Here is a 24,520-nt window from a genome sequence, read left to right as displayed (position 1 = left end):
TGGTTGAATGTCAGGTAAACAAAAATCGTATTTAGAAAACCAATTAGAAGCCGTTGCCGAGAAAACAGATGCCGGCTATACATTTACCTTTCAGCGGGAAAAAATAAAGCTTCTGGACGGTCTTGAAGCTAATGTGATCAAAGATATAAATCCATTTTTTCATAAAGAGATCGACGTGACAGATGATGAGGTCATCATCACAATCCAACCTCCCTCCTCCTATAAAGCATTCCGCTTCATGAAAGCTAAGGATAAAAAAAGCAAATGGCAGTTTGCCTATCAGCTTGTTCAAGCCGTGCAGCAGCACAATTTGTCGAGGCTGAATGTGATTGTCGCTCCGGAAAACATTGTATTCGATAAAGGGCTGACGCCTTATTTTCTCCATTATGGAGTAAAGGAAAGCATTCCTCCTTACGAGCACGATGAGGAAAGAGTGTGGCGGGAGCTGAAAGCGGCAGCGGCTTTGGCGGTTGACGGCGCTTTTGCATTTGAAGACTATCTGAAATTCAATGAAACGCTGACGTTCTCCCCAGAGGCTAAAGCGATATTGGATGCGAAATCCTATGATGGCCTGCTTGAGCTGATTCAAACCCATATTGATGAGCTCGAAGCCAAAGCAAAAACATACATACATATCCCGAAAAAGAAGTGGAACATCCAGCGATATATCGGCCTGGGGCTCATTGTTTTGCTTGTACCGGCCCTTATTTACTCGATGTACGCCTTATTTTTCGCGCAGCCAAAGCACCAGGCAATAGTGGACAGCAACCGCGCTTTCTTAAACAAGCAGTACAGTGAAGTCATCAGCACATTGTCCAAGTACGATGCGGAAAGCCTGCCTGAATCAGTGCAGTATCAGCTGGCGACGTCTTATGTTGAGGTCGAAAATCTGGGGAGTGCAAAAACTAAAAATATAGAAAATAATTTAGTCACCCTTCAATCGGACCCTCAGCATTTCTTGTACTGGATTGATTATGGTCGAGGAGAATACAAAGAAGCGATCAGTATCGGCCGTAAGCTTGAATACAATGATTATATTTACTTTGCCCTTGCTAAATATAAGCAGCAGCTTTTATCTGAGGATACAAATGATGAAGACATACAGAAAGAACTTGATTCAGTAAATAGTGAACTTGAAAAAGCGCAAAAAGAACGTCAAGACAATAAACAGTCTAATTCTGATACATCATTAGTCGATACTAGCGAAGAACAGACACAAACAGACGAAGAAAAACAACAAGCGGAAGAAAAAGCCGCAGCAGAGGAAAAAGCGAAAAAAGAAGAACAGAAGAAAAAAGAAGAACAAGAGAAAAAAGAAACAGAAAAGAAAGATGAGAAAAAAGATGACAAATAACGTGAGACATGAAGCGCAGGTCATCGCATGTTGCTATTCGGCCGTTAGGGGGTTCGCCATTTGAGTCTATTATGGGTTTTTTACCAAAATAACGTTCAAAAATTAAATCTGTCTAACCTCCCGTCGTCTCATCCGGTGACCATTGGGCCTGATGTGAAAGATTCCGTTACGATCAGCGCCATTCCATTTAATAGCGGAGTCATTTCTCTTCAAAGAAAGGAATCCGGCGGCCAATACGAAGTTTTCCTGGGAAATGATTGTCTCGGCACGATTGAGACGGATACATCATTTACTCTTCAAACGGATCAGCAGGATATACGCTTGATATTGACGGGCAGTGAACCTGAGAAATCTGTTTATTTTACGGGAAACCGGGATGAAATTGTATGTTCCTCAGAAAAAACGAATGCAGATATTTATCTGAATCCGCAAGATTTTGCATTTGCAGAACAAAGCACGTTTTCTTTGCTTCGTGCCGGCGGCAACTGGTCGGTTCGCCCTGAAAGCGGAACGATCTTCTTGAACGGAGAGAAGATCAACGCCAATACGCCGCTCAAGCCGGGGGATGAAATCTTCTGGAACTTCACGCAAATGAGTGTGATGGAACAAGACCTTTTAGAAATCGTTCATTTTGCCCAGTTTGAAACAGCGTTAACAGAAACAGTCAAACCGAGTACAGAGATGCAGAAAAAATATCCGCAGTACAGAAGAACACCGCGGATGGTGTACGATCTGCCGGATGACCGCGTTTCCTTTAGTTTTCCCTCTCAGGAGAGCGATCAAACCAACAGAGGGCTGTGGCTCGTCATCCTGCCTCCGCTTGTGATGCTGATCGTGATGGGCGTAGTCGCCATCATCCAGCCGCGCGGCATATTTATACTTGTTTCTTTGGCGATGTTTATGATGACTCTCATTACCTCGACAGTGCAATATTTCCGGGATAAGAATCAGCGGAAAAAACGCGAGGAAAAACGGGAGCGTGTATATAAGCTTTACTTAGACAATAAACGGAAAGAGCTTCAGGCACTTGCTGAGAAGCAAAAGCAGGTTCTTGAATTTCACTTTCCTTCATTTGAAAAAATGAAATACTTAACAAGTGAAATCAGTGACCGAATCTGGGAAAAATCACTTGAAAGCAAGGATTATCTTCAGCTGCGGCTTGGGACGGGAACAGTCCCTTCGAGCTATGAAATCAATATGAGCGGCGGAGACTTGGCGAATCGTGATATCGATGACCTCATGGAGAAATCACAGCACATGCAGCGCGTCTATAAGGACATCCGCAATGCGCCGGTTACGGTCGATTTGGCGGAAGGTCCGATGGGGCTTGTCGGTAAATCCCAAATTGTAAAAAATGAGATTCACCAGCTGATCGGACAGCTGTCGTTCTTTAACAGCTATCACGATTTGCGTTTCGTTTTTATTTTTCATGAAGAAGAGTATAAAGACTGGGAGTGGATGAAGTGGCTTCCGCAATTTCAAATGCCCCATATTTATGCAAAAGGATTTATTTATAATGAGCAAACGCGAGATCAGCTTCTGTCTTCGCTTTACGAATTGATCAGAGAGCGCGATCTCGAAGATGACAAAGAAAAACTGCAGTTCAAACCGCATTTTGTATTTGTTATCACGAATCAGCAGTTGATCTCTGAGCATGTCATTCTCGAATATTTAGAAGGACAGCATGAGCATCTGGGCATCTCGACAATTGTCGCTGCGGAAACAAAGGAGAGCCTGTCGGAAAACATTACGACCCTTGTCCGCTACATCAATGAGCATGAAGGCGACATTTTAATTCAAAAGAAAAAAGCGGTAAGAATCCCGTTCCGTCTCGATCATCATCAGCGTGAGGACAACGAACGGTTCTCACGCACGCTGCGGACGCTGAACCACCAGGTCGGCATCACGAATTCCATTCCGGAAACGGTATCGTTCCTGGAGCTTTTTCATGCGAAGGAAGTAAAAGAAATCGGCATTCAGCAAAGATGGCTGACGAGCGAATCGTCGAAGTCGCTGTCAGTGCCGATCGGCTATAAAGGGAAAGATGACATTGTGTATCTGAACCTTCACGAAAAAGCACACGGTCCGCACGGCTTGCTTGCCGGGACAACGGGATCTGGGAAAAGTGAATTTCTCCAGACCTACATTCTGTCACTTGCAGTGCATTTTCATCCGCACGAAGCGGCTTTCTTATTAATTGACTATAAGGGCGGAGGAATGGCGCAGCCGTTCCGCAACATTCCCCACCTCCTAGGCACGATCACTAATATTGAAGGAAGCAAAAACTTCAGTATGCGTGCGCTTGCTTCCATTAAAAGCGAGCTGAAAAAAAGGCAGCGTCTGTTTGACCAATATCAAGTCAATCACATCAATGACTATACAAAGCTGTACAAGCAGGGGAAAGCAGAAGTGGCGATGCCTCACTTGTTCTTAATCTCTGATGAGTTTGCCGAGCTGAAAAGCGAGGAGCCAGATTTTATCAGGGAGCTTGTCAGCGCCGCACGTATCGGGCGAAGCCTCGGCGTTCACTTGATTTTGGCGACACAGAAGCCAGGCGGCATCATCGACGACCAGATCTGGAGTAACTCGCGCTTTAAAGTAGCGCTCAAGGTCCAGGATGCCACCGACAGTAAAGAAATTTTGAAAAACAGCGATGCCGCAAACATTACCGTAACAGGCCGAGGCTATTTGCAGGTCGGAAACAATGAAGTGTATGAGCTGTTCCAATCTGCATGGAGCGGGGCGCCTTACTTAGAGGAAGTCTACGGAACAGAGGATGAACTCGCGATTGTCACAGATACGGGTCTGATTCCGCTTTCTGAGGTTGATACCGAAGATATTGCGAAAAAAGACGTTCATACTGAAATTGAAGCTGTCGTTGACGAAATTGAACGCATCCAAGATGAAATGGGAATCGAGAAGCTGCCAAGCCCTTGGCTGCCGCCGCTTGCGGAACGTATTCCGCGCACTCTTTTCCCTTCAGACGAAAAAGACCATTTCCACTTTGCATATGTCGATGAACCTGATTTGCAAAGACAGGCGCCGATTGCTTATAAGATGATGGAAGACGGAAATATCGGCATATTCGGCTCTTCGGGCTACGGAAAATCAATTGCAGCCGCGACGTTCCTGATGAGCTTTGCGGACGTGTACACACCTGAGGAGCTTCATGTCTATATCTTTGATTTCGGAAACGGAACGCTTCTGCCATTAGCGAAGCTCCCGCATACCGCGGATTACTTCCTGATGGACCAGTCAAGAAAAATTGAAAAGTTCATGATTCGAATCAAAGAAGAAATTGACCGACGTAAACGTCTGTTCAGGGAAAAAGAAATCAGCCACATCAAAATGTACAATGCGCTTAGCGAGGAAGAGCTTCCATTCATTTTCATCACCATTGACAACTTTGACATCGTCAAGGATGAGATGCATGAGCTTGAATCGGAATTTGTCCAGCTTTCCAGAGACGGGCAGAGCTTAGGAATCTACTTCATGCTGACGGCAACGCGTGTTAATGCTGTCCGCCAGTCATTGTTAAATAACTTGAAAACAAAGGTTGTCCATTATCTCATGGATCAATCTGAGGGATATTCCATTTATGGCCGTCCGAAGTTCAATCTTGAGCCGATCCCGGGGCGCGTCATCATTCAAAAAGAAGAGCTTTATTTCGCGCAAATGTTCCTGCCTGTTGACGCTGATGATGATATCGGCATGTTCAATGGGCTGAAATCAGACGTTCAGAAACTTCAAGAGCGCTTTGCTTCAATGGAGCAGCCGGCACCGATTCCGATGCTGCCTGAGAGCTTGTCGACGAGAGAATTTTCTCTCCGCTTCAAGCTGGAACGCAAGCCTTTATCTGTACCGATCGGGCTTCATGAAGAAACAGTCAGCCCAGTCTATTTTGATTTGGGCAAGCATAAGCACTGCCTGATTTTAGGCCAGACTCAGCGCGGGAAAACAAACGTTCTAAAAGTCATGCTTGAACATCTGCTTGATGATGAGACCGAAATGATCGGCCTATTTGACTCGATTGACCGCGGCTTATCTCATTATGCGAAGGAATCAGATGTTTCATATTTGGAAACGAAAGAAGATATTGAGCAGTGGATTGAAACAGCAGAAGATATTTTCAAAACAAGAGAAGCCATGTATGTAGAAGCCGTCCGCCAAGGAGACGCGCACAATCTGCGATTCTCACAAGTGGTGCTGATGATTGACGGGATAACGAGATTCCAGCAGACGATTGATACGAGAATACAAGACCGTCTCGCTAACTTCATGAAATCATACGCTCATCTTGGCTTCAGTTTTATCCCGGGTGGTAACCACAGCGAATTCTCAAAAGGCTATGACTCCTTGACGACAGAGATGAAGCAAATCCGCCACGCGATTCTGCTGATGAAAAAATCTGAGCAAAATGTCATTCCTCTCCCGTACCAAAGACAGGAGCCTGAGATTCAGCCGGGCTTCGGATATGTTGTGGAAAACGGGAAGGAGCAAAAAGTTCAAATTCCTTTATGTTCTGCTGAAAGGGAGAGTGCTAGATGACAGAACAACGAAAAAGCTTGATCAAGTTAATATCCGCCGTCATCATCATTTTGCTGCTGCCGGTTTTGTTTTTCCGATTTATTGGAGACGATCCGACGAAAAAAGCAGTCAATTCCACCCGGCAAATCGCGGTGGTGAATGAAGACACTGGTGTATTGAGTGATGAGGTAAAGTCTGATGAAGAGGACAAATCCGCCCAGTTCGGCAAGGAAGTAGCGGCTGTTCTGGGGGAACGTCCTGATTATTCGTGGACGGTCGTAAACCGAAGCGCGGCTGAGACCGGTCTCGCTTCAAAGAAATACGATGCGATCGTCTACATTCCCTCAGACTTCTCAAAAAACATTTTGAGCTATGACAAAGACCATCCACAAAAAGCAACGCTGGAATTCAGCATTCAAGATAATCTGAATGCGGTCAACAAAGAAAAAGTTCAGCGTGAGCTTGAGGATGCCCAAAAGACAATGAACAAAAAAATGTCGGCCTTATACTGGAACTTTGTGTCGCAAAAAGTGGACAACATCAGAGGAGAATTTGACAAAATCGTCAATAAAGAATCTGAATTCCAGAATGTCATGTACAACTTTTACAAACCAAGCTCTAATGATTTAGCAGGTGAAATCAAACAGCAAAAAGACTTAATCGATGAGCTGAAGAAATCAATGAATGAAGCGCAAGGCACGACAAAAGAAAAAGCTTCTACAGCGGAGGAAGCCAAAAACACGCTGAAAGAATTCATTGATACAGTTGAAAGATACAAAGAATATCAAGAGAATCAGAAAAAGCTGCTTTTGGCAGCCCAGGATTCAACACAGCAGCAAATCCGGACAGGCCTAGACGCCATCCAGGCACAGCAAAAGGCGAATCAGTTCAGCGAACGCATGAGCGGATTGGCAACTGGGATCAGCCAAGCGAAGACACAGCTCGGACAAACCAGCAATGTGCTGGCAAACGCCCAGAGAGTCAGGGAGGGCCAAGTGCCTCAGCAGGAACTTGGCATGGCGAAGATCCAAAGTGATTTAATCGATCAATATCAGGCCGCATCAAGACAGGCAGCACTAAATCAGGTTTATGAATTGCTTGTCCCGGCACGCCGGGCATTGACAGTTGACAAAGGGGAAGACCCAACGGAAGAAGATGGCTCTGACAACGATGATCAAAATCAAGATAAAGATCCGAAAGAAGAAGATCCTGAAGAACTGAAAATCGATCTTGAAAAACAGCGTGAAGAACTGAAAAGCATTGCCGCTGATATCCAGGACATTTCAGATAATCTGAAAGAGCCTGAAAAAGAGGACTCTACTCCAGAGCCGGATACAAATTCCGGAAATAATGATGGAGACGGGACAATTCCAAATGATCAAAATGGTAATTCTGGAGAAGACAATAACAGCAGTGATACCGGTAATGACGGACAAACGGACGGCAATACTCAGGATCAGGACCAGCAGCAGGGAACTGACGGTCAGAAGCAGAACGATGATGCCTCTAATGGCGAGTCGAACAGCGGACATACCGAAACGGGTACATCTGCTGAACAGACTGCTTCATCTGATTCAGCCCTTCAATTGATCCGGCTGGCAAATGAAGACAGAACCGGAGATTCAGGAGACGACGGCGGCACGACTCAGCCTGAAGATGACGGTGAGGTTTCGGATATTGCAAAAGCAAAAGAACAGCTCAGCAAAGCGTCTGAGCGAATCAAACAGATCGAAGAAGAGCTCGAAGAAAAAGAAACGGCTCATAATGAAGAGCTGAAAAAGAAACTAGAAGAACTAAAAGAGCAAATGGATGGTCTCAACGATGAAATAGATGATCTCAAAGGCCAAGTGAAAACGCTCGAAGATAAACTTAAAAAGCTTGAAGCGAAACGCAAGCAAGAACTTGAAGGTATTTATAGAGATATGTATAATGCCATTCAAGAACTTGAAAATAAAGCTCAGCTGCCATTTACCGAAGCAATCTATATAAATAAAGAAAATATAAATGCAGCAATGAGATATTATAAATATCTATCTGTTTATGACTCTGTCTTATCCGGCACGATAGACAGCGCTGCGAAAACCAATGCCATTGAAGGCAAGCAGGGCAACGTCAAATCCGTACTGGCTCTCACACCTGAAGAATCAGCCAGCTGGGAAGCTCTCAAAAACAACACGATGCAAACTGATGAAGACATTAACAGCTTCATCGACGGAATGACCAAATTTGCGGACGACTACAGCGGCTATATCCGCGACTCTCAAGCAGGAGTTCTCGACGAACTGACGAACATCTCTGAAAGTGCCGCAAAAGCGACAGAACAGCTGGTAACGGGCGCAACGCAGGAATCTGCGACGTTCAGCAACGATGGACTGTCTGGCACAATGGCACTGAATGTCCAAGATACGGTCGGTCAGGAAGTGCTGCAAATGTCAGACATGATGGGTTCATTGTCTGATCGCCAGTCAGGCATCATTGATTACACAACCAATATGCAGCAAAGCGTCAATGATGTTCAAGCAAAAGCCGACACCTTAAACAACAACTGGGGGAAAAATGTCGCCTCCACGAAACTCGTGCGCAATGACGTATACGGCATACTCGGAAATACATTAGTAGACGGGCAAAACAATGGCTATGTGTATGATTACTTGGCGAATCCGCTTAAAATCAGCGGAGAGGTTCCGGAAGAGAAAACTCAGACGGTACCGCCGGTTGTCATCCTTGTCATTGTGTTGATCAGCAGTCTGTTAATCGGCTATTTTAGCTCGTATTACCAAAACGCGCCGCTTCTCGTCAAAGGAGCGCTATTCGGAATTCTGAATATCCTTGTCGGACTCATGATCAGCTTGTTCGGTTTGAATATTTATTCACTGCCGGACGATCAAACGATTAAGTGGTCAGTGTTTACGATTCTATTGCTGGTCGCAAGCTCTGCCTTCATCCGGACGGCGTTCAGATTCGGATCGATCCCTGGATGGGTTGCTTCAGCGGCAATGATTCTATTCTATGTTGCGCCGCTTATTGATTTGATCATGCCGAACTTTACATTTGAAGATCCGGTTTCGAAAGTATATATCGACATCCAGTACGGTACTGGGCACTTGTTTACAATGGGAATAACAGTTCTGCTAATCATTACGGTGATTGCCGCGGCTCTGCCGCTGATTATCCGGCTGATGGCTGAACACACAGCAGAAAGCGATGAAACGTATGAAGCGTAATCGCAGCATGGAAAAGGGGATCATGATTTGTATGCTCTCCTTTTCCCTTTTCATACCCTCTGCCGCCGCTGCCCAAACCGAAGAAAATACAGATGTCGCGCCAAACCAGTATCAGAAAAAAGACATCGAAATTGATACGAATTATTTACATGAAGATACCTACTATGAAGAGAAAACAGAACTGCCTGAGGAACAGAAGGATATCACTTTTGATAAACCGAAGGACAAGGACGCCGAGCTGATAAAAGATTTGTTTACATCAACAAATGCCCAGGATTCCAACACGATTGCGGCCCAGTCCAAACAGCTTGGAATTACATTTGCTGAAAAGCCAATGACAAAGGCGTCATCAACGGAAACAGAGAATGAACAAGAAACATCATCATTGCTGCTGCCGATGATCTATGTCGTACTGATCCTGCTCGGAATTGCAGGTATCGTGTTCCTCATCCCAAAAGTCACAGCGCAGGAAAACAAGAAGGCATAGGCCGCGTGCTTGTGTTGTGTAAAAGCGGTGCCGTACAATAATAACGGAAAAGGAGGTTTCCAATGGAACTTTATATCATCACCGGAGCGTCAAAAGGGCTGGGTCAAGCCATTGCATCACAGGCTTTAGAGAAGGGTCATGAAGTCCATGCCTTATCCAGAACGAAAGCGGATGTGTCTCACGAAAAACTGACGCAGCATCAAATAGACCTCATCAATCTTGAAGAAGCTGAACAGCAATTTGAAACATTGCTCTCATCCATCGATCCAGATCGTTATTCTGGTATTACCCTGATCAATAACGCCGGAATGGTAACGCCGATCAAACGCGCCGGCGAAGCGTCTCTTGACGAGCTTCAGCGGCATTATCAGCTGAACCTGACTGCACCCGTGCTTTTGAGTCAGCTGTTTACAAAACGGTTTGCTTCATACAGCGGCAAAAAGACGGTTGTCAACATTACATCTGGAGCCGCCAAAAATCCATATAAGGGATGGAGCGCGTATTGCAGTTCAAAAGCCGGGCTCGACATGTTTACGAGAACATTCGGATTTGAACAGGAGGATGAAGAGCTGCCAGTGCACATGATTTCGTTTTCACCAGGTGTGATGGACACTGAGATGCAGGCCGTCATCCGTTCTTCATCGAAAAAGGATTTCCACCACATTGAACGGTTCCGGAAATTAAATGAAACAGGAAGCCTTCGCAGTCCGGACTTTATTGCCGGCACGCTGCTTTCTTTATTAGAAAAAGGGACGGAAAACGGAAGAATTTATGATATGAAAGAGTTTTTGTAGAGCAGATATTTTCTGCTCTTTTTTTTATAAAAAAAGGCTGCAGCCAGAGCATTTATTGAACAGCGGCATATACTGACTGAAACGCTGCTTTTAGGGTATAACAATGATGATAAGAAGATCAAAATGATGTGACATAAGAATTGAGTTTCTCTGCAAATTATGTTAGGATTCTAAAAATATCTAAAGGAGGGGTTTCCATGAGAAAGGTTACATTAATGGATGTTTTCACCCATCCAATTGCACAAAAATATCTTCAGCGTTCCGGCGTGGCACATGCGATTGCCTGCGCTTATCATGCATACAGGCTGTCTGTGAAGGCTGACATCAATCCTGATTTAGCAGCAAAAGCAGCACTGCTTCATGATATCGGCCATTATGAATGGTATACAGACGGAAAGTGGGATTATGAGAAATACAAAAGAAATGACATCCATGCCATTAAAGGGGCAGAACGGGCGCATAAGCTTCTGATTCGGCTTGGCGAGGAACCGAAAGCGGCAAAAGAGATTGCCCTGGCCATTTTGCTTCATACAGATTCCTATTTGCCTGAAGGCGAATTAGATAAAAACACGCTGCAGCAGATTGTCAAAAAAGCGGACGAACTGGATGAAGAGCCGGGCGGCCACCATCATTACCGCCAAATTGATCCTTCAACCGCACGAAAAAAAATAGAAAAGCTGGACCAATTAATCGACCAAGCCCAGGCATCCGTGATAAAGCCTGTATAAGTACGGAACAGCGGCCAGCTTTCTTCGCTGTCTCCGCTTCATCGACACTTCCTTTACACCCGCTTCCAAACGTATTCTCCTAAAATCTCCGCACCCCTTTGTTTTATCAGGGAAGCCTGTGTCATTATCCATAAGCGCGGCATAAGCTGAGATAAAACACACAAAGGGGATAAAAGTATGGTCAATCAAGGTAGTCCGCAACTGGTCTCTTTAGTCGATCCTTATGTCTATCAGACCATTAAAAAGCTCATCGGCTCAAGGTTCGTTATACAGACAGTACGAGATACGGTCAGAGGCAGACTGATCGATGTAAAACCTGACCATATCACAATTGAAGGAGCCCGAAATTCTGTTTGTTTGATCAGAATCCAGCACATGATTTCCGTCACGCCAGATTACAGTGAGCGGGTCTAACAGTGCTTGCGCATGAAAAATAGGCGTACACCGGGACGTCCTATTTTTCAGTTAAGCGCTGTAAAAACGCACTGGGATACATTGTTCCATCAAGGTCAAAACCGGCAAATTCCTGATAGTCACCATCTAAAAAACAGAAAGTGACGCCGTACACCGTATAGCAGGAACGGACTGAAGCATGCTGGCCGACCCTAAAATGATAACCGTCTGAATCTTTTACATACATTCGGGATTTCCCGGCAAATGGGGCACAGAGGCGTGCTGCCTCACCAAAACATTCGAATCCGGCGATTTTGCCGTCTTGGCTGATATCCAGCAGGAGACAATCATTGACCTTAAGCTCCTCATACCGCATATTTCTGTTCTTTTCCGGAGGATGAACATAGATAAAAGCCAGTTCTGAATCTGTATCGTATGTCACGGCCTTCATTAGCAACACTCCTCTCATTATATTAAGAGTTCTGATATGAGTTCATTTTTGTTACAATGATGGGGTATAAGTTCTTTTATCTGACAGACAAAGAAAAACTAGGAGGAACAAAGCTTGTTGAAATCAAAAGTCCATTTTTGGACATTGCAGATTTTATTTGTTTTGCTGATTATTTATGTAGCAACAAAAGTTTCATTTGTATTTCAGCCGTTCATTGTTTTTATCTCGACATTGTTTTTCCCGATGCTGATTGCGGGAATTTTGTATTTCATATTTAATCCGGTCGTCCGCCTGCTTGAGAAAAAAATTCCGCGGACATTATCCATTCTATTGATCTATTTACTGTTTATCGGTTTGCTTGCCTTCGTTTCAGCGTCAGTCGGGCCTGTCATCACATCCCAGGTGACCGGGCTGTTCAACAACCTTCCTGATTACATAAAACAGATTCAGGCGCTGACAAAGGATTTGTCTCATTCCCAATGGTTTACCTGGATGATGAATCAGGATTATGTATCAATATCAAAAATTGAACAGTCATTGACAAGCTTTCTCCAAAACCTGCCGCAAAATATCACGTCCAGTTTATCTGCGGTGTTTGGCGTCGTGACAAACATCACGCTTGTTATTATTACTGTTCCATTTATCCTTTTTTACATGCTGAAAGACGGATACCGCTTTCCGCATTTGGCGGTAAAAATTCTTCCGGCTTCTTATCGGACAGAAGGCTTAAAGATTTTTAAAGATTTATCAGATACGCTTGCGGCTTATTTCCAGGGACAGCTGTTAATCTGTCTATTTGTCGGGACAGCGTGCTTTATCGGCTATTTAATTGCCGGACTGCCGTATGCCCTGATTCTTGGGATTGTCATGGCGATTACCAATATCATTCCTTATGTCGGGCCTTTTCTCGGTGCCGCGCCGGCTGTTATTGTCGGTTTTATGGACTCGCCGGCTAAAGCGCTGTTTGCGATTATTGTGGTTGTCATCGTTCAGCAGCTGGACGGAAACCTGCTGTCTCCTCTTGTAATCGGAAAACGGCTGAATACGCATCCGCTTACGATTATTTTGCTGTTAATCGGTGCGGGAAGCTTCGGCGGAATTCTCGGCATGATTTTAGCGGTGCCGGTTTATGCGGTAGTGAAGGCGTTCTTCCTGAATATTGTCCGCTTGATCAAACTGCGCCAGCGGTCACGCCTCGAAGAAAACGCAAAGCCCGCTGAATAGGCGGGCACCATTTGCGGCTCTTTGCATATGATGCTGTAAATCAATGCGGAGGTGGGGAAATGCCTGCAATTGTGGGGCCGATTTATATCATGTCAGTTACGGGTAATGCCGCGGCAAGCTTTGGAGACGTATTTGCGATTTCGCCCAAAAGCATCGCTCATTCAGGGGCGGGGTCAGGCACATTTCAGCTTGGTGACTTTGTGAAGATTAACAACCAAACGAGTAAAACTCTCTTCAAAGATGCCGATATCATTGATGAAACAGTTTCGTTTAACGGGTAACAGCCTTTTCACAAGAGGCTGTTGCTTTTTTATTGTATAATATGGGTAGTCTTTGAATAGAGAGGTCATGTTATGAAAATCAGAAAAGCAAATATCAATACGCAAACCGGAATGATCACGGACGTGTATCTGCATGAAAACAGAAAAGAACTGCGCACGCTTGTAGCGGTCCCGCAACTGGAGTGGAGCACGATCATTTCCTATGAAGAAGATAAAGCAACTCTGCCTGAACGGCTGGAAGCTTCGTTGCGCCGGCATACAGAGGAAGCCCCTGCTGCTGAGCTGGCCAAAAAAATCATTCATTGGGTAACAGAAATGTAAACCGCGTTTGAAAGTTTAGCTCCTGCCTGATCAGGTGATAATGAAAACAAACAAGACGGGAGGACAGGCTTTTGAGTGAAGATAAAATGGATCTCTATTTGCAGCAAGGAATGTATGGACCTTTGGAGACAAAGCCTGACGAGCGCCATTTGTTTTTAGGCTCTTTAAGAGAAAGAGTCGTTTTGGCATTGACGAAAGGACAAGTGCTTAGAAGCAAACCGTATAAAGAAGCGGAACACGAGTTGAAAAACAGCCATAACGTTACCCTTTTGATTAATGGAGAGCTTCAGTACCAGTCTTATTCTCCTTATATCCAAATGGCGAATCGATACGGAGTGCCCTTCAAGATTGTATCTGATCTTCAGTTTCATACGCCTTTAGGCCTCGTCATTGCGGTTGACATCGCTGTGAATCGTGAATTGATATATATTCAGGACGACATTTATAATCGGTCAGTGCTGAAATCTTAAGAGACAAACGGGCCGTTTGTCTTTTTATTCATGGCAATTCACTTACAACTGGAGATAAGATATAATGTTCTCATACTGATGGCGGGGAGGCCGGCTATGAAAAAAGCACTTATTTGTATTGATTATACGAATGATTTTGTGGCGAGTGACGGAAAATTGACCTGCGGGGAGCCCGGCAGAATGATTGAAGAGGCGATCGTCAATTTAACCGAAGAATTCATCACAAACGGTGATTACGTCGTATTAGCAGTAGATTCTCATGATGAAGGGGATCAATATCACCCCGAAACCCGTCTTTTTCCTCCGCATAATATAAAAGGCACGGAAGGAAAAGATCTGTACGGAAAGCTTTTGCCTCTATATCAGAAACATGAACATAAACCTAATGTTTACTACATGGAAAAAACGAGATATTCTGCTTTTGCGGGAACTGATTTAGAGCTCAAACTCAGAGAGCGGCAGATTGGCGAACTGCACCTTGCAGGTGTCTGCACAGATATTTGTGTGCTACATACGGCCGTTGACGCATACAACAAAGGTTTTCAGATTGTTGTGCATCAACAGGCTGTTGCCAGCTTTAATCAGGAGGGGCACGCATGGGCTCTTTCCCATTTTGCAAATAGCATCGGAGCGCAAGTGGCAGAGTAAGGAAGGGGAAAAACAGTGTTAGAGTACGGATTTAAAGATGACAGCCTGTCATTGCATACAGACCTTTATCAGATCAATATGGCGGAAACGTACTGGAGAGACGGCATTCATGAAAAGAAAGCGATTTTTGAGCTGTTTTTCAGAAGGCTTCCGTTTGAAAATGGCTATGCCGTATTTGCGGGCTTGGAAAAAGCCATAGAGTATCTGGAAAATTTCAAGTTTACGGATAGCGATTTGAGTTATTTACAAGATGAACTGGGGTACCAAGAAGATTTTATCGAATATTTGCGCGGCTTGACTTTTACAGGTTCACTTTACTCCATGAAAGAAGGAGAGCTTGTTTTTAATAATGAGCCGATTATGAGGGTGGAGGCGCCCCTGGTTGAAGCGCAGCTGATTGAAACGGCTCTGCTCAACATTGTGAACTATCAAACATTAATCGCAACAAAGGCTGCCCGGATTAAAGGCGTCATCGGTGATGAAGTTGCGCTTGAATTTGGAACAAGGCGGGCACATGAAATGGATGCGGCCATGTGGGGAGCGAGAGCAGCCTTAATCGGCGGCTTTAGCGCGACAAGCAATGTAAGAGCCGGAAAGCGCTTTAATATCCCGGTTTCCGGCACACATGCGCATGCGCTTGTGCAGGCTTACCGTGATGAATATACAGCCTTCAAAAAATACGCGGAAACGCATAAGGATTGCGTCTTTTTAGTCGACACGTATGACACGCTTCGTTCAGGCATGCCGAATGCGATTAGGGTTGCCAAGGAATTTGGCGACCGCATTAATTTCATTGGCATCCGCCTGGACAGCGGCGATTTGGCGTACCTGTCAAAAAAAGCCCGTAAAATGCTTGATGAAGCAGGATTTACAGATGCGAAGGTGATTGCTTCAAGCGATTTGGATGAGCACACCATTATGAATTTAAAGGCTCAGGGAGCGCGCATTGATGTCTGGGGTGTCGGTACGAAGCTGATCACTGCCTATGACCAGCCGGCTCTCGGCGCAGTTTATAAACTCGTTGCCATTGAGGAAGACGGGAAAATGGTCGACACGATCAAAATTTCATCCAATCCTGAAAAAGTGACGACACCGGGCAGAAAGAAAGTCTACCGAATTATCAATCAGTCCAACCATCATTCTGAAGGCGATTATATCGCGCTTTATGATGAGCAGGTGAATGATCAGAAGCGGCTCAGAATGTTCCATCCGGTCCATACATTCATCAGCAAATTTGTCACAAATTTTTATGCGAAGGATCTTCATGAGCTGATTTTTGAAAAGGGAATTCTTTGCTACCAAAACCCTGAGATTTCAGACATACAGCAGTATGTGCAGGATAACCTCAGCCTGCTTTGGGAGGAATATAAAAGAATCAGCAAGCCGGAGGAATACCCGGTTGATTTAAGCGAGGACTGCTGGAGCAATAAAATGCAGCGGATCCACGAAGTGAAAAGCAGAATTGAAGAAGAGCTTGAGGAAGAATAAATAAAAACTGGCCTTTCGTTCGCGAAGGGCCAGTTTTTTTTATGAATATATTATTTTTCATGTTTAGACAATTTTCGTCAAAATATTTGATATACTTAGGGGTGAAAGCCGCGCGTATTGTAAGGGGGATTAATCAATGAGGGTGTTTGTTGCAAGACAGCCTATTTTTAATAGAAAAGAACAGGTTGTTGCTTATGAACTGCTGTATAGAGAAAGCGAAGAGAACGTATATAGCGCTAAAGACGGCGATCAGGCAACAACAGATTTGGTGATCAACAGCTTTTTAAACATCGGAATTGAGAAGCTGACGGAAGGAAAACGCTGTTTTGTTAATTTTACGGAAAGCCTGATGTTTTCGAATCTTCCCACCTCCTTCAATCCGAAACAGCTTGTCATTGAAATCCTTGAAGATATACCGATCACGCCGGCCCTCATTTCTAGATGCAAAGAATTGAAAAAAATGGGGTATATGCTGGCGCTCGATGATTTTTATGCAATAAACCCGCAAAATGAGGACTTATTGGAAAAGCTCATGAGCTATATTGATATATTGAAAATTGATTTTCTCAAAACAACACGAATGGAACGCAGAAAAATTTTGCAAACCTACAGCTGCAGCGGCTTAATTTTTTTAGCAGAAAAGGTAGAGACCCGAAAAGAATATAAACAGGCAGTTCAAGATGGCTTTCAATTATTCCAAGGCTACTTTTTCAGCGAGCCGCGCATCATCAGCGGGCATGACCTGTCGACTCATTTTTATTCTTACTATGAACTGCTTAACGAACTGAGCAAAGAGCAGCCTAACATAAAGCGTGTAACAGAGTACATAGAGCGGGATTTATCACTGTCCTATCAAATTTTAAAATTTTTAAACTCATCCCACAGCCGTTTGAGCCAGAAAATTGAAAGCATTCAGCAGGCCATTATGCTGCTTGGATTTAATGAAATCAAACGGTGGATCTATATTCTTTCCTTTAAGGATTTAAGCAGAAAAGGGCATTCCAGCAAGCACGAAATCATTAAGATTTCTTTGATAAGAGCAAAGCTTTGCGAGCTGCTGGCGAGGAAGGCATCCCGGCCGCAGCCTGCTTCTTATATGCTGATCGGAATGTTTTCTCTCATAGACACGCTCCTGCATAGAGAAATAGAGGAAATTGTACAAGAATTGCCTTTGAAAGATGAAGTCGGGCAAGCGTTATTAGGCCATCAAAACGACTACTACCAAATGCTTGAGCTTGTGAAATTAATTGAAAGCAACAACTGGGACACTTGCTCGGAATTAGGCAATCAGCTGGACAAAGAAGAAGCGTATGAATGTTATCTTGAGGCTCTGGAATGGTGTCATAATCTTATGGACGCAAAATGATTGCGGTCCTCTGACCACCGCAAAGCAAGAATCATTCGGCTTTGCGTGCCGATAAGGCTGATATAGATGCCGTCGGGATTAAAGACCGTATCCACTTCATGCCGGACGCCCATTTGTTTGATCAGGCGCTTTATGGTTTGTTTATCGGACTGCTCGGCTGCGGTCAGAATGCGGCGCGAGAGCTCCCGCGAGCCCGCAATGCGGCTGAGCACCAGCTGAGCATCCGCAAAAATCCCTGCGGCCTGCTTCGCTGAACGGATAAAAGTATCTATATTGGAGGCAGGAGCGGGCGGACGGCGTATCTCATACGGATACACGTAAAACCAGGGATAACGATATCTCATGGGAGCACCTCACACAAAAGTGGTGTTTCTATATGTATAGATCCCCATTTGCTGAATATGACAAAGCGAAAAGACCACAACTTTAGCGTTGCGGTCTTTTTCGGTGTTTGTCGGTCAGGAAACGCCAAGAATCGCATATTCAATTTTGAAAATACGGTATGAAGGACTATAGTCTTGCTTAATAAAAATGTGAAACACGTTAAAATCAAGGGAATTAAGAATCTTTCTCAATTCGAGCAGAAATATCCGCTCTTGCCCATAGAAAAATAGTCCCGTTCTTGTTGTGATCTCTTTGAGTATAAGGACCTATTGATATTTGCGGTGTCACGCAGGATCTTTTTGCATACTTTTCGGTGAAAAATGAGCCGAAAGCAGATACACTATTAGTAACAGATCAAATACCTAGGACTCGTTCACCATACACAATTCATTGATCTTTCAAAAAAAGGAGTGTGGAAACGATGGAAAAGAAACTTGAAGAAGTAAAACAATTGTTATTCCGACTCGAACTTGATATTAAAGAAACGACAGATTCATTACGAAACATTAACAAAAGCATCGATCAACTCGATAAATACAATTATGCAATGAAAATTTCGTGAAAAAGACTTGGAAACAAGTCTTTTTTTTCGTTCTATCCATACAATTAATGGATAAAGTATTATATGATTGTTAAAAAACGAAAAACCTGCTGTCCTTTAAATGTTCCATTTAGTAAAATGGAATGGGAGGGGGGAAGTCGTTATTGAGCAGATATGTTTAGATTCTGTCCGGATCAAGGAGAAAATGAAGGAGATTGTAAGCCAAAAAATAAAGAATCAGGACTTGGAACGATATCTTCAGAATTTTATTGAGTCTAAGGATACTTTTGAGTTTGCCGATTTGGCACTTCATCATTATTTAGCTTTTAACGGTCAGGATCAAAAAGCAATCGAATGGCTTGCTGCCGGAATTGAATTGCTTATACTCTCATTCGATATTTATGATGACTTAGAGGATCAAGATAATGGAAATGCTGTCTGGATGAAGATTGACTCGTCTATCGCTTTAAATGCAGTTACAGCTCTTTACACCCTTAGTATACAAGTGATGTGTCAAGCTAGTCATGAACCAGAATTTTCACAAGAGATATTGAATTTTGCGTTACAATCAATTCAAGGCCAGCATGATGATATTGTGAATGCGCCGCAAACTGAAGAAGCCTGTATTGACATGATCAAAAATAAATCAGGAGCGCTAACGGCATTGCCTTGTGTAATGGGAGTAATGCTGGCAACAGGCAAATACCATCCCATCGTGGCTTCTTATTCTTATGAACTTGGGATTATTGCACAAATTGAGAATGATTACCAAGGTTTATATTATTTAAATAACGATTTTATTCAGAAGAAAAACACATTGGCATACTTATATTTAAGTAAACGTTTTAATGCAGCTTCTGCAGAAATCTTGAGTTGGTATGAAAATGCTGAGTTGTTCTTATCATTGAATCCCAAACAAATAAAAGAAAAATTAACTGAGGCAGGCGTAGTGCAATATTTACTTGTAATGAAACACTTGTCATTACAAAAACTAAAGAAAGAAATTGCTAGATTAGAATTGCAAGAGAATAAAATAAAAAAATTAATAACAGGAATCATAAAATAAAGGAGGATTTATATGCAGGAAATAGTCGGATACTTAGTAAAAAATCCAGAAGTTTTAGATGAGGTCATGGAAGGCAGAGCCTCTTTATTAAATATAGATAAGGAACAATTGAAAAGTATAGTTGATGCCTTTAGAGGGCTGCAAATTTATACAAACGGTAATTGGGTTCCTTCGTGAGGCTTTAATAAATGAAGGCATGGTACAACAAAGTTTCAATTATTTTGATTTTAGTCAGTTTAGTCTATGTAACTTATTTAACGTATATAAGTTCGAGTAAACTTTTAGTAGGTGCAGCAGTAGCCGAAAATCAAGACAATGAAGTCGTAATAACAAATATTGAGGAATTTTCTACGGCTTATTACTCAGGCATACAAAAAGGGGACGTCATCAAAAGTATCAATAATCAAAAAGTTAAGCGTCCTCTTGAAGTTCAAAAATATAATTCAAACCATGTGAGTTCAATAGTCGTCGAGAGAGATGGAGAAAAGGTTAGAATTAAGCCTGATTTAATGAATGATGGGAATTTTACTACTTTTGTTATCCCGCTAATATTTTATATAGCCTGTCTATTTTGTTGTTTCTTCATTCTAAAAATAAATGAATCGAAAAAACTACTATCTGCTTTGATTTTAATCGTTTTCTTGTTATCAGCTTCTTTAGCATACTTAAGTGCGGGCGGATCTGCAAAGGGGGATTGGTTAAGCAGATGTATAATGGTATTCACTTTAACATCTGTAATGTTTAACTATCTTCTTTTCTTGTATCAGTATTTTAAAGAACTAGGCACTGTGTTATTTAACAAAAAAGTTTTTATACTATATGCAATTCCAATACTAAATCTAGTTTTTGAATTGTTGCGAACTCAGCTTTTCTTTAGACATTATGTGCCTAAAATAAATTTACTTTCGTTCTTTATTTCATTTATAATCGTGAGCGTATATTTTGGATCTATTTTAATTAAAAGTAAGGATACTGAACAAGCACATATTATAAAAGTTCTTACCATAATTAATATCTTATCTTTTTCGCCGTTTTTGTTTTTATATATTATACCTTATGTATTCTTAAGCACTGATGGGATTTCTTCTTTTATAGCTGCTTCATTTATGTTCCTAATACCATTTTCTTTGGTTTATCAATTTATGACAAATAAAATTTATAATGTGGATTTTATTTTAAGTAGGTTAAAATATTATGGAATATTAGCATTAACGCCCACAATTATTTTAGTTACGGTATTTGAGTTAATAGGAAATCCAGCTGGAGATTTCTATTATTTTAGATTGGCGATTCTGATATATATTATTATGGTGGCTGTTTTTTATTATAAAGAAGTACTTGATTTCAGATTTAGATTAAAAAGGGTCTCGGAAAAATTCAATTATCAAGACAGTATATATAAATTCACGCAGATGATTAGAGACTCAACTTCCTTGACTCAAGTATTTGAAGAACTGAAAAATACTATACTTGAAGTCTCTCTTGTTAGCCGAGCACATGTATATGAAGTTTCAGCTGACGCAAGTATTGAACTATATGATGATGCGAACGTAAATTCAATTGAAAAAGTCTATCAAAAAGAATTTAGAAAAGTAACATCCGAAATAGGGAAAATCGTTGAATTTAATAAAGGTTTTGTCATGAAGATTGGTGAACGCGGTGGTAAATCATTTGTGATCCTTTGTTTATCTAAAATGAATACGCCTCGTCTCACACTCGAAGAACTTTCTTGGCTGAAAACTTTGGCTTTTTATACAAACGTATCGATCGAAAACGTCATGAAAATCGAAGAACTAATGAGTCATTTAGAAGAAATAAAACAACAAGAATCCAACCCCGTATGGCTCAAAAAACTCATGTACACGATCGAGGAAAAACAACGCTCCGATCTCGCCCGCGATCTCCACGATTCGGTTCTTCAGGACTTGATTTCCTTAAAACGCCAGTGTGAGCTGTTTTTGGGTGATTTTAAAAAGGATGACAATCCGTGCCGTGAAGAAGTGCAGGACAAGCTTGTACAGATGAATGAGCAGATGTCAGATGTGATTTCGATGACGAGGGAGACGTGTCATGAGCTGAGGCCGCAGCTTCTGTATGATCTTGGATTGGTGAAGGCGCTGTCGAAGCTGGTGGCGCAGCAGCAGGAGCGGGTTCCATTTCATATCCGTTTAAATACCGGCAGATTTACGGCTTCCCTTGATCTGGATTCGCAGCTGAATTTATACCGGATCATTCAAGAGTTTCTGTCTAATGCGGTCAAGCACTCTCAGGCGACGGATGTGCTGATTATGCTCATCAGTATACAAAACAAAATTGTTCTTCATTATGAGGACGATGGCGTAGGGTTTGACCTTGAAAAAAATACTGAACATTCCATGAGCATGGGGCTTTCTGGCATTAAGGAGAGAGTCAGGGCTTTAGATGGGCGCCTTCGGATTGAAACGAGTGAAGGAAAGGGCTTTAAGGCTGATATTGAAATCGAATTGTAATGGATTTATAACGGAAACGACTTGGCACAGGCCAAGTCTTTTTTATAAAATGGAAAAGAGTGAGTAAAAGGGAGGAAAACATGAAAAAGATACTAGTGATTGATGACCATCCGGCTGTCATGGAAGGCACCAAGACAATTTTGGAAACGGATTCGAATTTGTCTGTTGATTGTCTCAGTCCTGAACCGAGCGAACAGTTTATCAAGTAGCATGATTTCTCGTCATATGATCTCATTTTAATGGATCTGAATTTAGGCGGCGAGGTCAATGGGATGGAGCTTTCTAAACAGATTTTACAAGAGAATCCTCATTGTAAAATTATCGTGTATACCGGTTATGAGGTCGAGGATTATTTTGAGGAAGCGATTCGTGCGGGTCTGCACGGTGCCATCAGCAAAACGGAATCTAAAGAAAAGATCACCCAATACATATACCACGTACTCAACGGAGAAATTTTAGTCGATTTTGCTTACTTTAAACAGCTGATGACTCAGCAAAAAACAAAGCCGGCTCCTTCCTCTCAAAAAGAACAAGATGTGCTCACACCTAGAGAATGCCTGATTCTGCAAGAAGTTGAAAAAGGATTTACAAACCAAGAAATCGCAGATGCCCTTCACTTAAGCAAGCGGTCCATTGAATACAGCCTGACATCGATTTTCAATAAGCTGAATGTCGGTTCCCGGACGGAAGCGGTTTTGATTGCGAAATCAGACGGTGTACTTTAAATGTTGGGGGTGTAGATGATGGATATGAAGCATACATTGCTTGAAGCGCTTGGTATTGAGATTGTTGAAAACACTGCGGAACGATGCGTTGCGGTCATGCCGGTGGATCATCGGACGGTACAGCCGTTCGGATATTTGCATGGAGGCGCTTCAGTGGCCCTGGCGGAAACCGCGGCGAGCGCAGGTGCACAGAACCTGATTGATCATACAACGCAAGCTTGTGTTGGTTTGGAGATTAACGCCAACCATTTAAAATCTGTTAAGGAAGGAACGGTAAAGGCGGTAGCCGAGCCCGTTCATGTAGGCAGAACGACGATTGTCTATCATATTCACATATATGACGAGCAAGAGAGGTTAATCTGTATATCCAGATGCACGCTGGCTGTCATCAAGAAATAAAAAAACAGCCGGAACTCTGCCTGTCCGGCTGCTTATTTTTATAAATAAGAATCCTTTTTTCGTTTTATCACAAAGTTTCTGATTCCGTTATAGTCATCCTGCACACTTCTCTCATCAAGCTTGACGCCGGAGTTATACGCAGCACGGCAGATCAAGTGTCCGCCGATAGGCGACGTAATAAAGATAAAGAGAATTCCAAGCAGGATTTTTGCGGAGAGTTCCCCTGACACAAACCACAAATAGAAGAAGACACCGAGCAGAATCATATTGACCCCCAATGTTGAGCCTTTAGAAGCAGCATGAGAGCGTGTAAACACATCTGGAAGGCGAAGCACTCCGAATGATGCAATGAGGCATACAAGAGCGCCAAGCAATATGAATACAGCCACAACCACCTTAGCGGTTTCGATCATTTTCGATAATCTCTCCTTTCTCCAGGAACTTAGAAAATGCGATTGTTCCGATAAATGATAAAATCCCCAGCAGCAAAATAATGTCCAAAAACGCACTTGTTTTCAGCAAAATGGAGACAAGCGCCGTGATCGCGATCAGATTGATGCCGATAGCATCCAGAGCCACGACCCGGTCGGGCACAGTCGGCCCTTTAATGACACGAATGACATACAAAAAGGTAGACACTGCCATAATGCCGAGCGCGATTTGCAGGATCAGCGTAAACATCAGCGGCTCACCTCCTGTATGGCTTTTTCAAAAGACTCCCGAATATCAAAAATCGCTTTTTCCGCATCCTCGATATCCATTGCATGAATATAAAGTATTGTTCTGTCATCAGAAATATCCATCACCAAGGTTCCCGGCGTTAATGTAATGAGCAGGGAAAGCAGGGTGATTTCCCAATCTTTCGTCAGTTCAGTTTTAAAAGCAAAAATGCCCGGTCTGATATTCATTTTTGGTGATAAAACGGATTTCATCACGCTGACATTGGCAAGGTACAGTTCCTTTATAAAAATGAAACAGAGCTTGATGATAGAAAACATTTTCCATAGATAAAACTGGCGAGTGAAAAAGCGCCGGAAGAAAAAGAGAGAGAGCATTCCCAGAATATAGCCTGTAATGAATCCTGCGGCGCTTGGACTGTTGCTTAAGAACATCCAGCAAAAAGCGAGAAACACATTTAATAAAATTTGAAATGCCATGCG

Annotated in this window: 25 protein-coding genes and 1 pseudogene; 20 read left to right on the top strand and 6 right to left on the bottom strand. The window is 42.8% G+C overall.

Annotated features, from left to right (window positions below; all coding sequences use genetic code 11):
• Positions 1-7 precede the first annotated feature (7 nt).
• The 7 genes from essB (at position 8) to BFW96_RS18475 (ending at position 11,528) form a co-directional block, all read left to right on the top strand.
• A complete protein-coding gene (essB, locus tag BFW96_RS18505) occupies positions 8-1,354 on the top strand; it encodes a type VII secretion protein EssB (protein ID WP_069840248.1) in 1,347 nt (448 codons plus the stop codon).
• Between the two features lie 60 nt (positions 1,355-1,414).
• Positions 1,415-5,902, top strand: a complete 4,488-nt coding sequence (essC, locus tag BFW96_RS18500; RefSeq protein WP_069840247.1) for a type VII secretion protein EssC — start codon at positions 1,415-1,417, stop codon at positions 5,900-5,902.
• Positions 5,899-9,105, top strand: a complete 3,207-nt coding sequence (gene esaA / locus BFW96_RS18495) for a type VII secretion protein EsaA (protein ID WP_069840246.1) — start codon at positions 5,899-5,901, stop codon at positions 9,103-9,105. The genes essC and esaA overlap by 4 nt, the downstream gene beginning before the upstream one ends.
• A gap of 31 nt (positions 9,106-9,136) precedes the next feature.
• The gene (gene essA / locus BFW96_RS18490; RefSeq protein WP_083252924.1) at positions 9,137-9,592 is read left to right on the top strand and encodes a type VII secretion protein EssA; all 456 of its coding nucleotides are present in this window, start codon (positions 9,137-9,139) and stop codon (positions 9,590-9,592) included.
• A 62-nt stretch (positions 9,593-9,654) separates the two neighbouring features.
• Entirely contained in the window at positions 9,655-10,386 is a 732-nt protein-coding gene (locus tag BFW96_RS18485; protein WP_014665205.1) for a (S)-benzoin forming benzil reductase, read from the top strand.
• Positions 10,387-10,583: 197 nt separating this feature from the next.
• Entirely contained in the window at positions 10,584-11,114 is a 531-nt protein-coding gene (locus BFW96_RS18480; RefSeq protein WP_003244444.1) for an HD domain-containing protein, read from the top strand.
• A gap of 177 nt (positions 11,115-11,291) precedes the next feature.
• Positions 11,292-11,528 (top strand): YuzF family protein, encoded by a 237-nt coding sequence (locus tag BFW96_RS18475; RefSeq protein WP_003220677.1) that lies wholly within the window; start codon positions 11,292-11,294, stop codon positions 11,526-11,528.
• 40 nt (positions 11,529-11,568) lie between these two features.
• Here the strand turns inward: BFW96_RS18475 and BFW96_RS18470 are convergent, their stop codons facing one another.
• Entirely contained in the window at positions 11,569-11,958 is a 390-nt protein-coding gene (locus BFW96_RS18470) for a DUF2283 domain-containing protein (RefSeq protein ID WP_069840245.1), read from the bottom strand.
• Between the two features lie 114 nt (positions 11,959-12,072).
• On the opposite strand from BFW96_RS18470, the gene BFW96_RS18465 reads away from it, so the two are divergent.
• The 7 genes from BFW96_RS18465 to pdeH all read left to right on the top strand — a co-directional run bounded on the left by BFW96_RS18465 (position 12,073) and on the right by pdeH (position 17,756).
• Positions 12,073-13,182, top strand: a complete 1,110-nt coding sequence (locus tag BFW96_RS18465; RefSeq protein WP_069840244.1) for an AI-2E family transporter — start codon at positions 12,073-12,075, stop codon at positions 13,180-13,182.
• A 59-nt stretch (positions 13,183-13,241) separates the two neighbouring features.
• Complete coding sequence (locus BFW96_RS18460) at positions 13,242-13,463, top strand: spore germination protein (RefSeq protein WP_069840303.1); 222 nt, start codon at positions 13,242-13,244, stop codon at positions 13,461-13,463.
• Between the two features lie 72 nt (positions 13,464-13,535).
• Positions 13,536-13,784, top strand: coding sequence for a YueH family protein (locus BFW96_RS18455; protein ID WP_069840243.1), 249 nt, complete (start codon positions 13,536-13,538; stop codon positions 13,782-13,784).
• A gap of 71 nt (positions 13,785-13,855) precedes the next feature.
• Positions 13,856-14,254 carry a YueI family protein gene (locus BFW96_RS18450; protein WP_069840242.1) on the top strand — a complete coding sequence of 133 codons (399 nt, stop codon included), beginning with the start codon at positions 13,856-13,858 and terminating at the stop codon, positions 14,252-14,254.
• Positions 14,255-14,350: 96 nt separating this feature from the next.
• Complete coding sequence (locus BFW96_RS18445) at positions 14,351-14,902, top strand: cysteine hydrolase family protein (protein WP_014665196.1); 552 nt, start codon at positions 14,351-14,353, stop codon at positions 14,900-14,902.
• Positions 14,903-14,917: 15 nt separating this feature from the next.
• Positions 14,918-16,390, top strand: a complete 1,473-nt coding sequence (locus tag BFW96_RS18440) for a nicotinate phosphoribosyltransferase (RefSeq protein WP_014665195.1) — start codon at positions 14,918-14,920, stop codon at positions 16,388-16,390.
• 136 nt (positions 16,391-16,526) lie between these two features.
• Positions 16,527-17,756 carry a cyclic di-GMP phosphodiesterase gene (gene pdeH, locus BFW96_RS18435; protein WP_014665194.1) on the top strand — a complete coding sequence of 410 codons (1,230 nt, stop codon included), beginning with the start codon at positions 16,527-16,529 and terminating at the stop codon, positions 17,754-17,756.
• Here pdeH and BFW96_RS18430 read toward each other — a convergent pair.
• Positions 17,732-18,100, bottom strand: a complete 369-nt coding sequence (locus BFW96_RS18430) for a YuzC family spore coat inner layer protein (RefSeq protein WP_014665193.1) — start codon at positions 18,098-18,100, stop codon at positions 17,732-17,734. The two genes, pdeH and BFW96_RS18430, sit on opposite strands and share 25 nt — an antisense overlap.
• Before the next feature lie 114 nt (positions 18,101-18,214).
• Entirely contained in the window at positions 18,215-18,340 is a 126-nt protein-coding gene (locus BFW96_RS21600) for a hypothetical protein (protein ID WP_139123549.1), read from the bottom strand.
• 221 nt (positions 18,341-18,561) lie between these two features.
• On the opposite strand from BFW96_RS21600, the gene degQ reads away from it, so the two are divergent.
• The 6 genes and pseudogenes from degQ to BFW96_RS18400 all read left to right on the top strand — a co-directional run bounded on the left by degQ (position 18,562) and on the right by BFW96_RS18400 (position 23,360).
• On the top strand, positions 18,562-18,702 hold the full coding sequence (degQ, locus tag BFW96_RS18425; protein WP_003220708.1) for a degradation enzyme regulation protein DegQ: 141 nt from the start codon (positions 18,562-18,564) through the stop codon (positions 18,700-18,702).
• A gap of 184 nt (positions 18,703-18,886) precedes the next feature.
• Complete coding sequence (locus tag BFW96_RS18420; protein WP_014665192.1) at positions 18,887-19,747, top strand: polyprenyl synthetase family protein; 861 nt, start codon at positions 18,887-18,889, stop codon at positions 19,745-19,747.
• A gap of 12 nt (positions 19,748-19,759) precedes the next feature.
• Positions 19,760-19,924: a competence pheromone ComX gene (gene comX, locus BFW96_RS18415; protein ID WP_014665191.1), complete on the top strand. Its 165-nt coding sequence runs from the start codon at positions 19,760-19,762 to the stop codon at positions 19,922-19,924.
• Positions 19,925-19,935: 11 nt separating this feature from the next.
• Positions 19,936-22,236 (top strand): histidine kinase, encoded by a 2,301-nt coding sequence (locus BFW96_RS18410; protein ID WP_069840241.1) that lies wholly within the window; start codon positions 19,936-19,938, stop codon positions 22,234-22,236.
• An 80-nt stretch (positions 22,237-22,316) separates the two neighbouring features.
• Positions 22,317-22,961 (top strand): annotated as a pseudogene (gene comA / locus BFW96_RS18405) (two-component system response regulator ComA).
• Positions 22,962-22,979: 18 nt separating this feature from the next.
• A complete protein-coding gene (locus BFW96_RS18400) occupies positions 22,980-23,360 on the top strand; it encodes a hotdog fold thioesterase (protein ID WP_040081970.1) in 381 nt (126 codons plus the stop codon).
• A 38-nt stretch (positions 23,361-23,398) separates the two neighbouring features.
• On the opposite strand, the gene mnhG is transcribed toward BFW96_RS18400, so the two are convergent.
• From mnhG to BFW96_RS18385, 3 genes are read right to left on the bottom strand one after another with little or no spacing between them, the layout of a single operon-like run.
• Positions 23,399-23,773, bottom strand: a complete 375-nt coding sequence (mnhG, locus tag BFW96_RS18395; RefSeq protein WP_014665188.1) for a monovalent cation/H(+) antiporter subunit G — start codon at positions 23,771-23,773, stop codon at positions 23,399-23,401.
• Entirely contained in the window at positions 23,757-24,041 is a 285-nt protein-coding gene (locus BFW96_RS18390) for a Na(+)/H(+) antiporter subunit F1 (protein ID WP_003228814.1), read from the bottom strand. The genes mnhG and BFW96_RS18390 overlap by 17 nt, the downstream gene beginning before the upstream one ends.
• On the bottom strand, positions 24,041-24,517 hold the full coding sequence (locus BFW96_RS18385) for a Na+/H+ antiporter subunit E (protein ID WP_014665187.1): 477 nt from the start codon (positions 24,515-24,517) through the stop codon (positions 24,041-24,043). The genes BFW96_RS18390 and BFW96_RS18385 overlap by 1 nt, the downstream gene beginning before the upstream one ends.
• Positions 24,518-24,520: the final 3 nt, after the last annotated feature.

Origin of the sequence: Bacillus sp. F56, assembly GCF_001748205.1 — a bacterium.
Taxonomy (GTDB): Bacteria; Bacillota; Bacilli; order Bacillales; family Bacillaceae; genus Bacillus; species Bacillus stercoris.
This window is presented reverse-complemented; position numbering and strand designations above follow the sequence as displayed.

Excerpts from the sequence above, each read along its gene's own strand:
- essB (WP_069840248.1), top strand. The coding sequence starts at position 8 with ATGTCAGGTAAACAAAAATCGTATTTAGAAAACCAATTAGAAGCCGTT.
- esaA (WP_069840246.1), top strand. The coding sequence starts at position 5,899 with ATGACAGAACAACGAAAAAGCTTGATCAAGTTAATATCCGCCGTCATC.
- essA (WP_083252924.1), top strand. The coding sequence starts at position 9,137 with ATGCTCTCCTTTTCCCTTTTCATACCCTCTGCCGCCGCTGCCCAAACC.
- BFW96_RS18485 (WP_014665205.1), top strand. The coding sequence starts at position 9,655 with ATGGAACTTTATATCATCACCGGAGCGTCAAAAGGGCTGGGTCAAGCC.
- BFW96_RS18480 (WP_003244444.1), top strand. The coding sequence starts at position 10,584 with ATGAGAAAGGTTACATTAATGGATGTTTTCACCCATCCAATTGCACAA.
- BFW96_RS18475 (WP_003220677.1), top strand. The coding sequence starts at position 11,292 with ATGGTCAATCAAGGTAGTCCGCAACTGGTCTCTTTAGTCGATCCTTAT.
- BFW96_RS18470 (WP_069840245.1), bottom strand. The coding sequence starts at position 11,958 with ATGAAGGCCGTGACATACGATACAGATTCAGAACTGGCTTTTATCTAT.
- BFW96_RS18460 (WP_069840303.1), top strand. The coding sequence starts at position 13,242 with ATGCCTGCAATTGTGGGGCCGATTTATATCATGTCAGTTACGGGTAAT.
- BFW96_RS18455 (WP_069840243.1), top strand. The coding sequence starts at position 13,536 with ATGAAAATCAGAAAAGCAAATATCAATACGCAAACCGGAATGATCACG.
- BFW96_RS18445 (WP_014665196.1), top strand. The coding sequence starts at position 14,351 with ATGAAAAAAGCACTTATTTGTATTGATTATACGAATGATTTTGTGGCG.
- pdeH (WP_014665194.1), top strand. The coding sequence starts at position 16,527 with ATGAGGGTGTTTGTTGCAAGACAGCCTATTTTTAATAGAAAAGAACAG.
- BFW96_RS18430 (WP_014665193.1), bottom strand. The coding sequence starts at position 18,100 with ATGAGATATCGTTATCCCTGGTTTTACGTGTATCCGTATGAGATACGC.
- degQ (WP_003220708.1), top strand. The coding sequence starts at position 18,562 with ATGGAAAAGAAACTTGAAGAAGTAAAACAATTGTTATTCCGACTCGAA.
- BFW96_RS18420 (WP_014665192.1), top strand. The coding sequence starts at position 18,887 with ATGAAGGAGATTGTAAGCCAAAAAATAAAGAATCAGGACTTGGAACGA.
- comX (WP_014665191.1), top strand. The coding sequence starts at position 19,760 with ATGCAGGAAATAGTCGGATACTTAGTAAAAAATCCAGAAGTTTTAGAT.
- BFW96_RS18410 (WP_069840241.1), top strand. The coding sequence starts at position 19,936 with ATGAAGGCATGGTACAACAAAGTTTCAATTATTTTGATTTTAGTCAGT.
- BFW96_RS18400 (WP_040081970.1), top strand. The coding sequence starts at position 22,980 with ATGGATATGAAGCATACATTGCTTGAAGCGCTTGGTATTGAGATTGTT.
- mnhG (WP_014665188.1), bottom strand. The coding sequence starts at position 23,773 with ATGATCGAAACCGCTAAGGTGGTTGTGGCTGTATTCATATTGCTTGGC.
- BFW96_RS18390 (WP_003228814.1), bottom strand. The coding sequence starts at position 24,041 with ATGTTTACGCTGATCCTGCAAATCGCGCTCGGCATTATGGCAGTGTCT.
- BFW96_RS18385 (WP_014665187.1), bottom strand. The coding sequence starts at position 24,517 with ATGGCATTTCAAATTTTATTAAATGTGTTTCTCGCTTTTTGCTGGATG.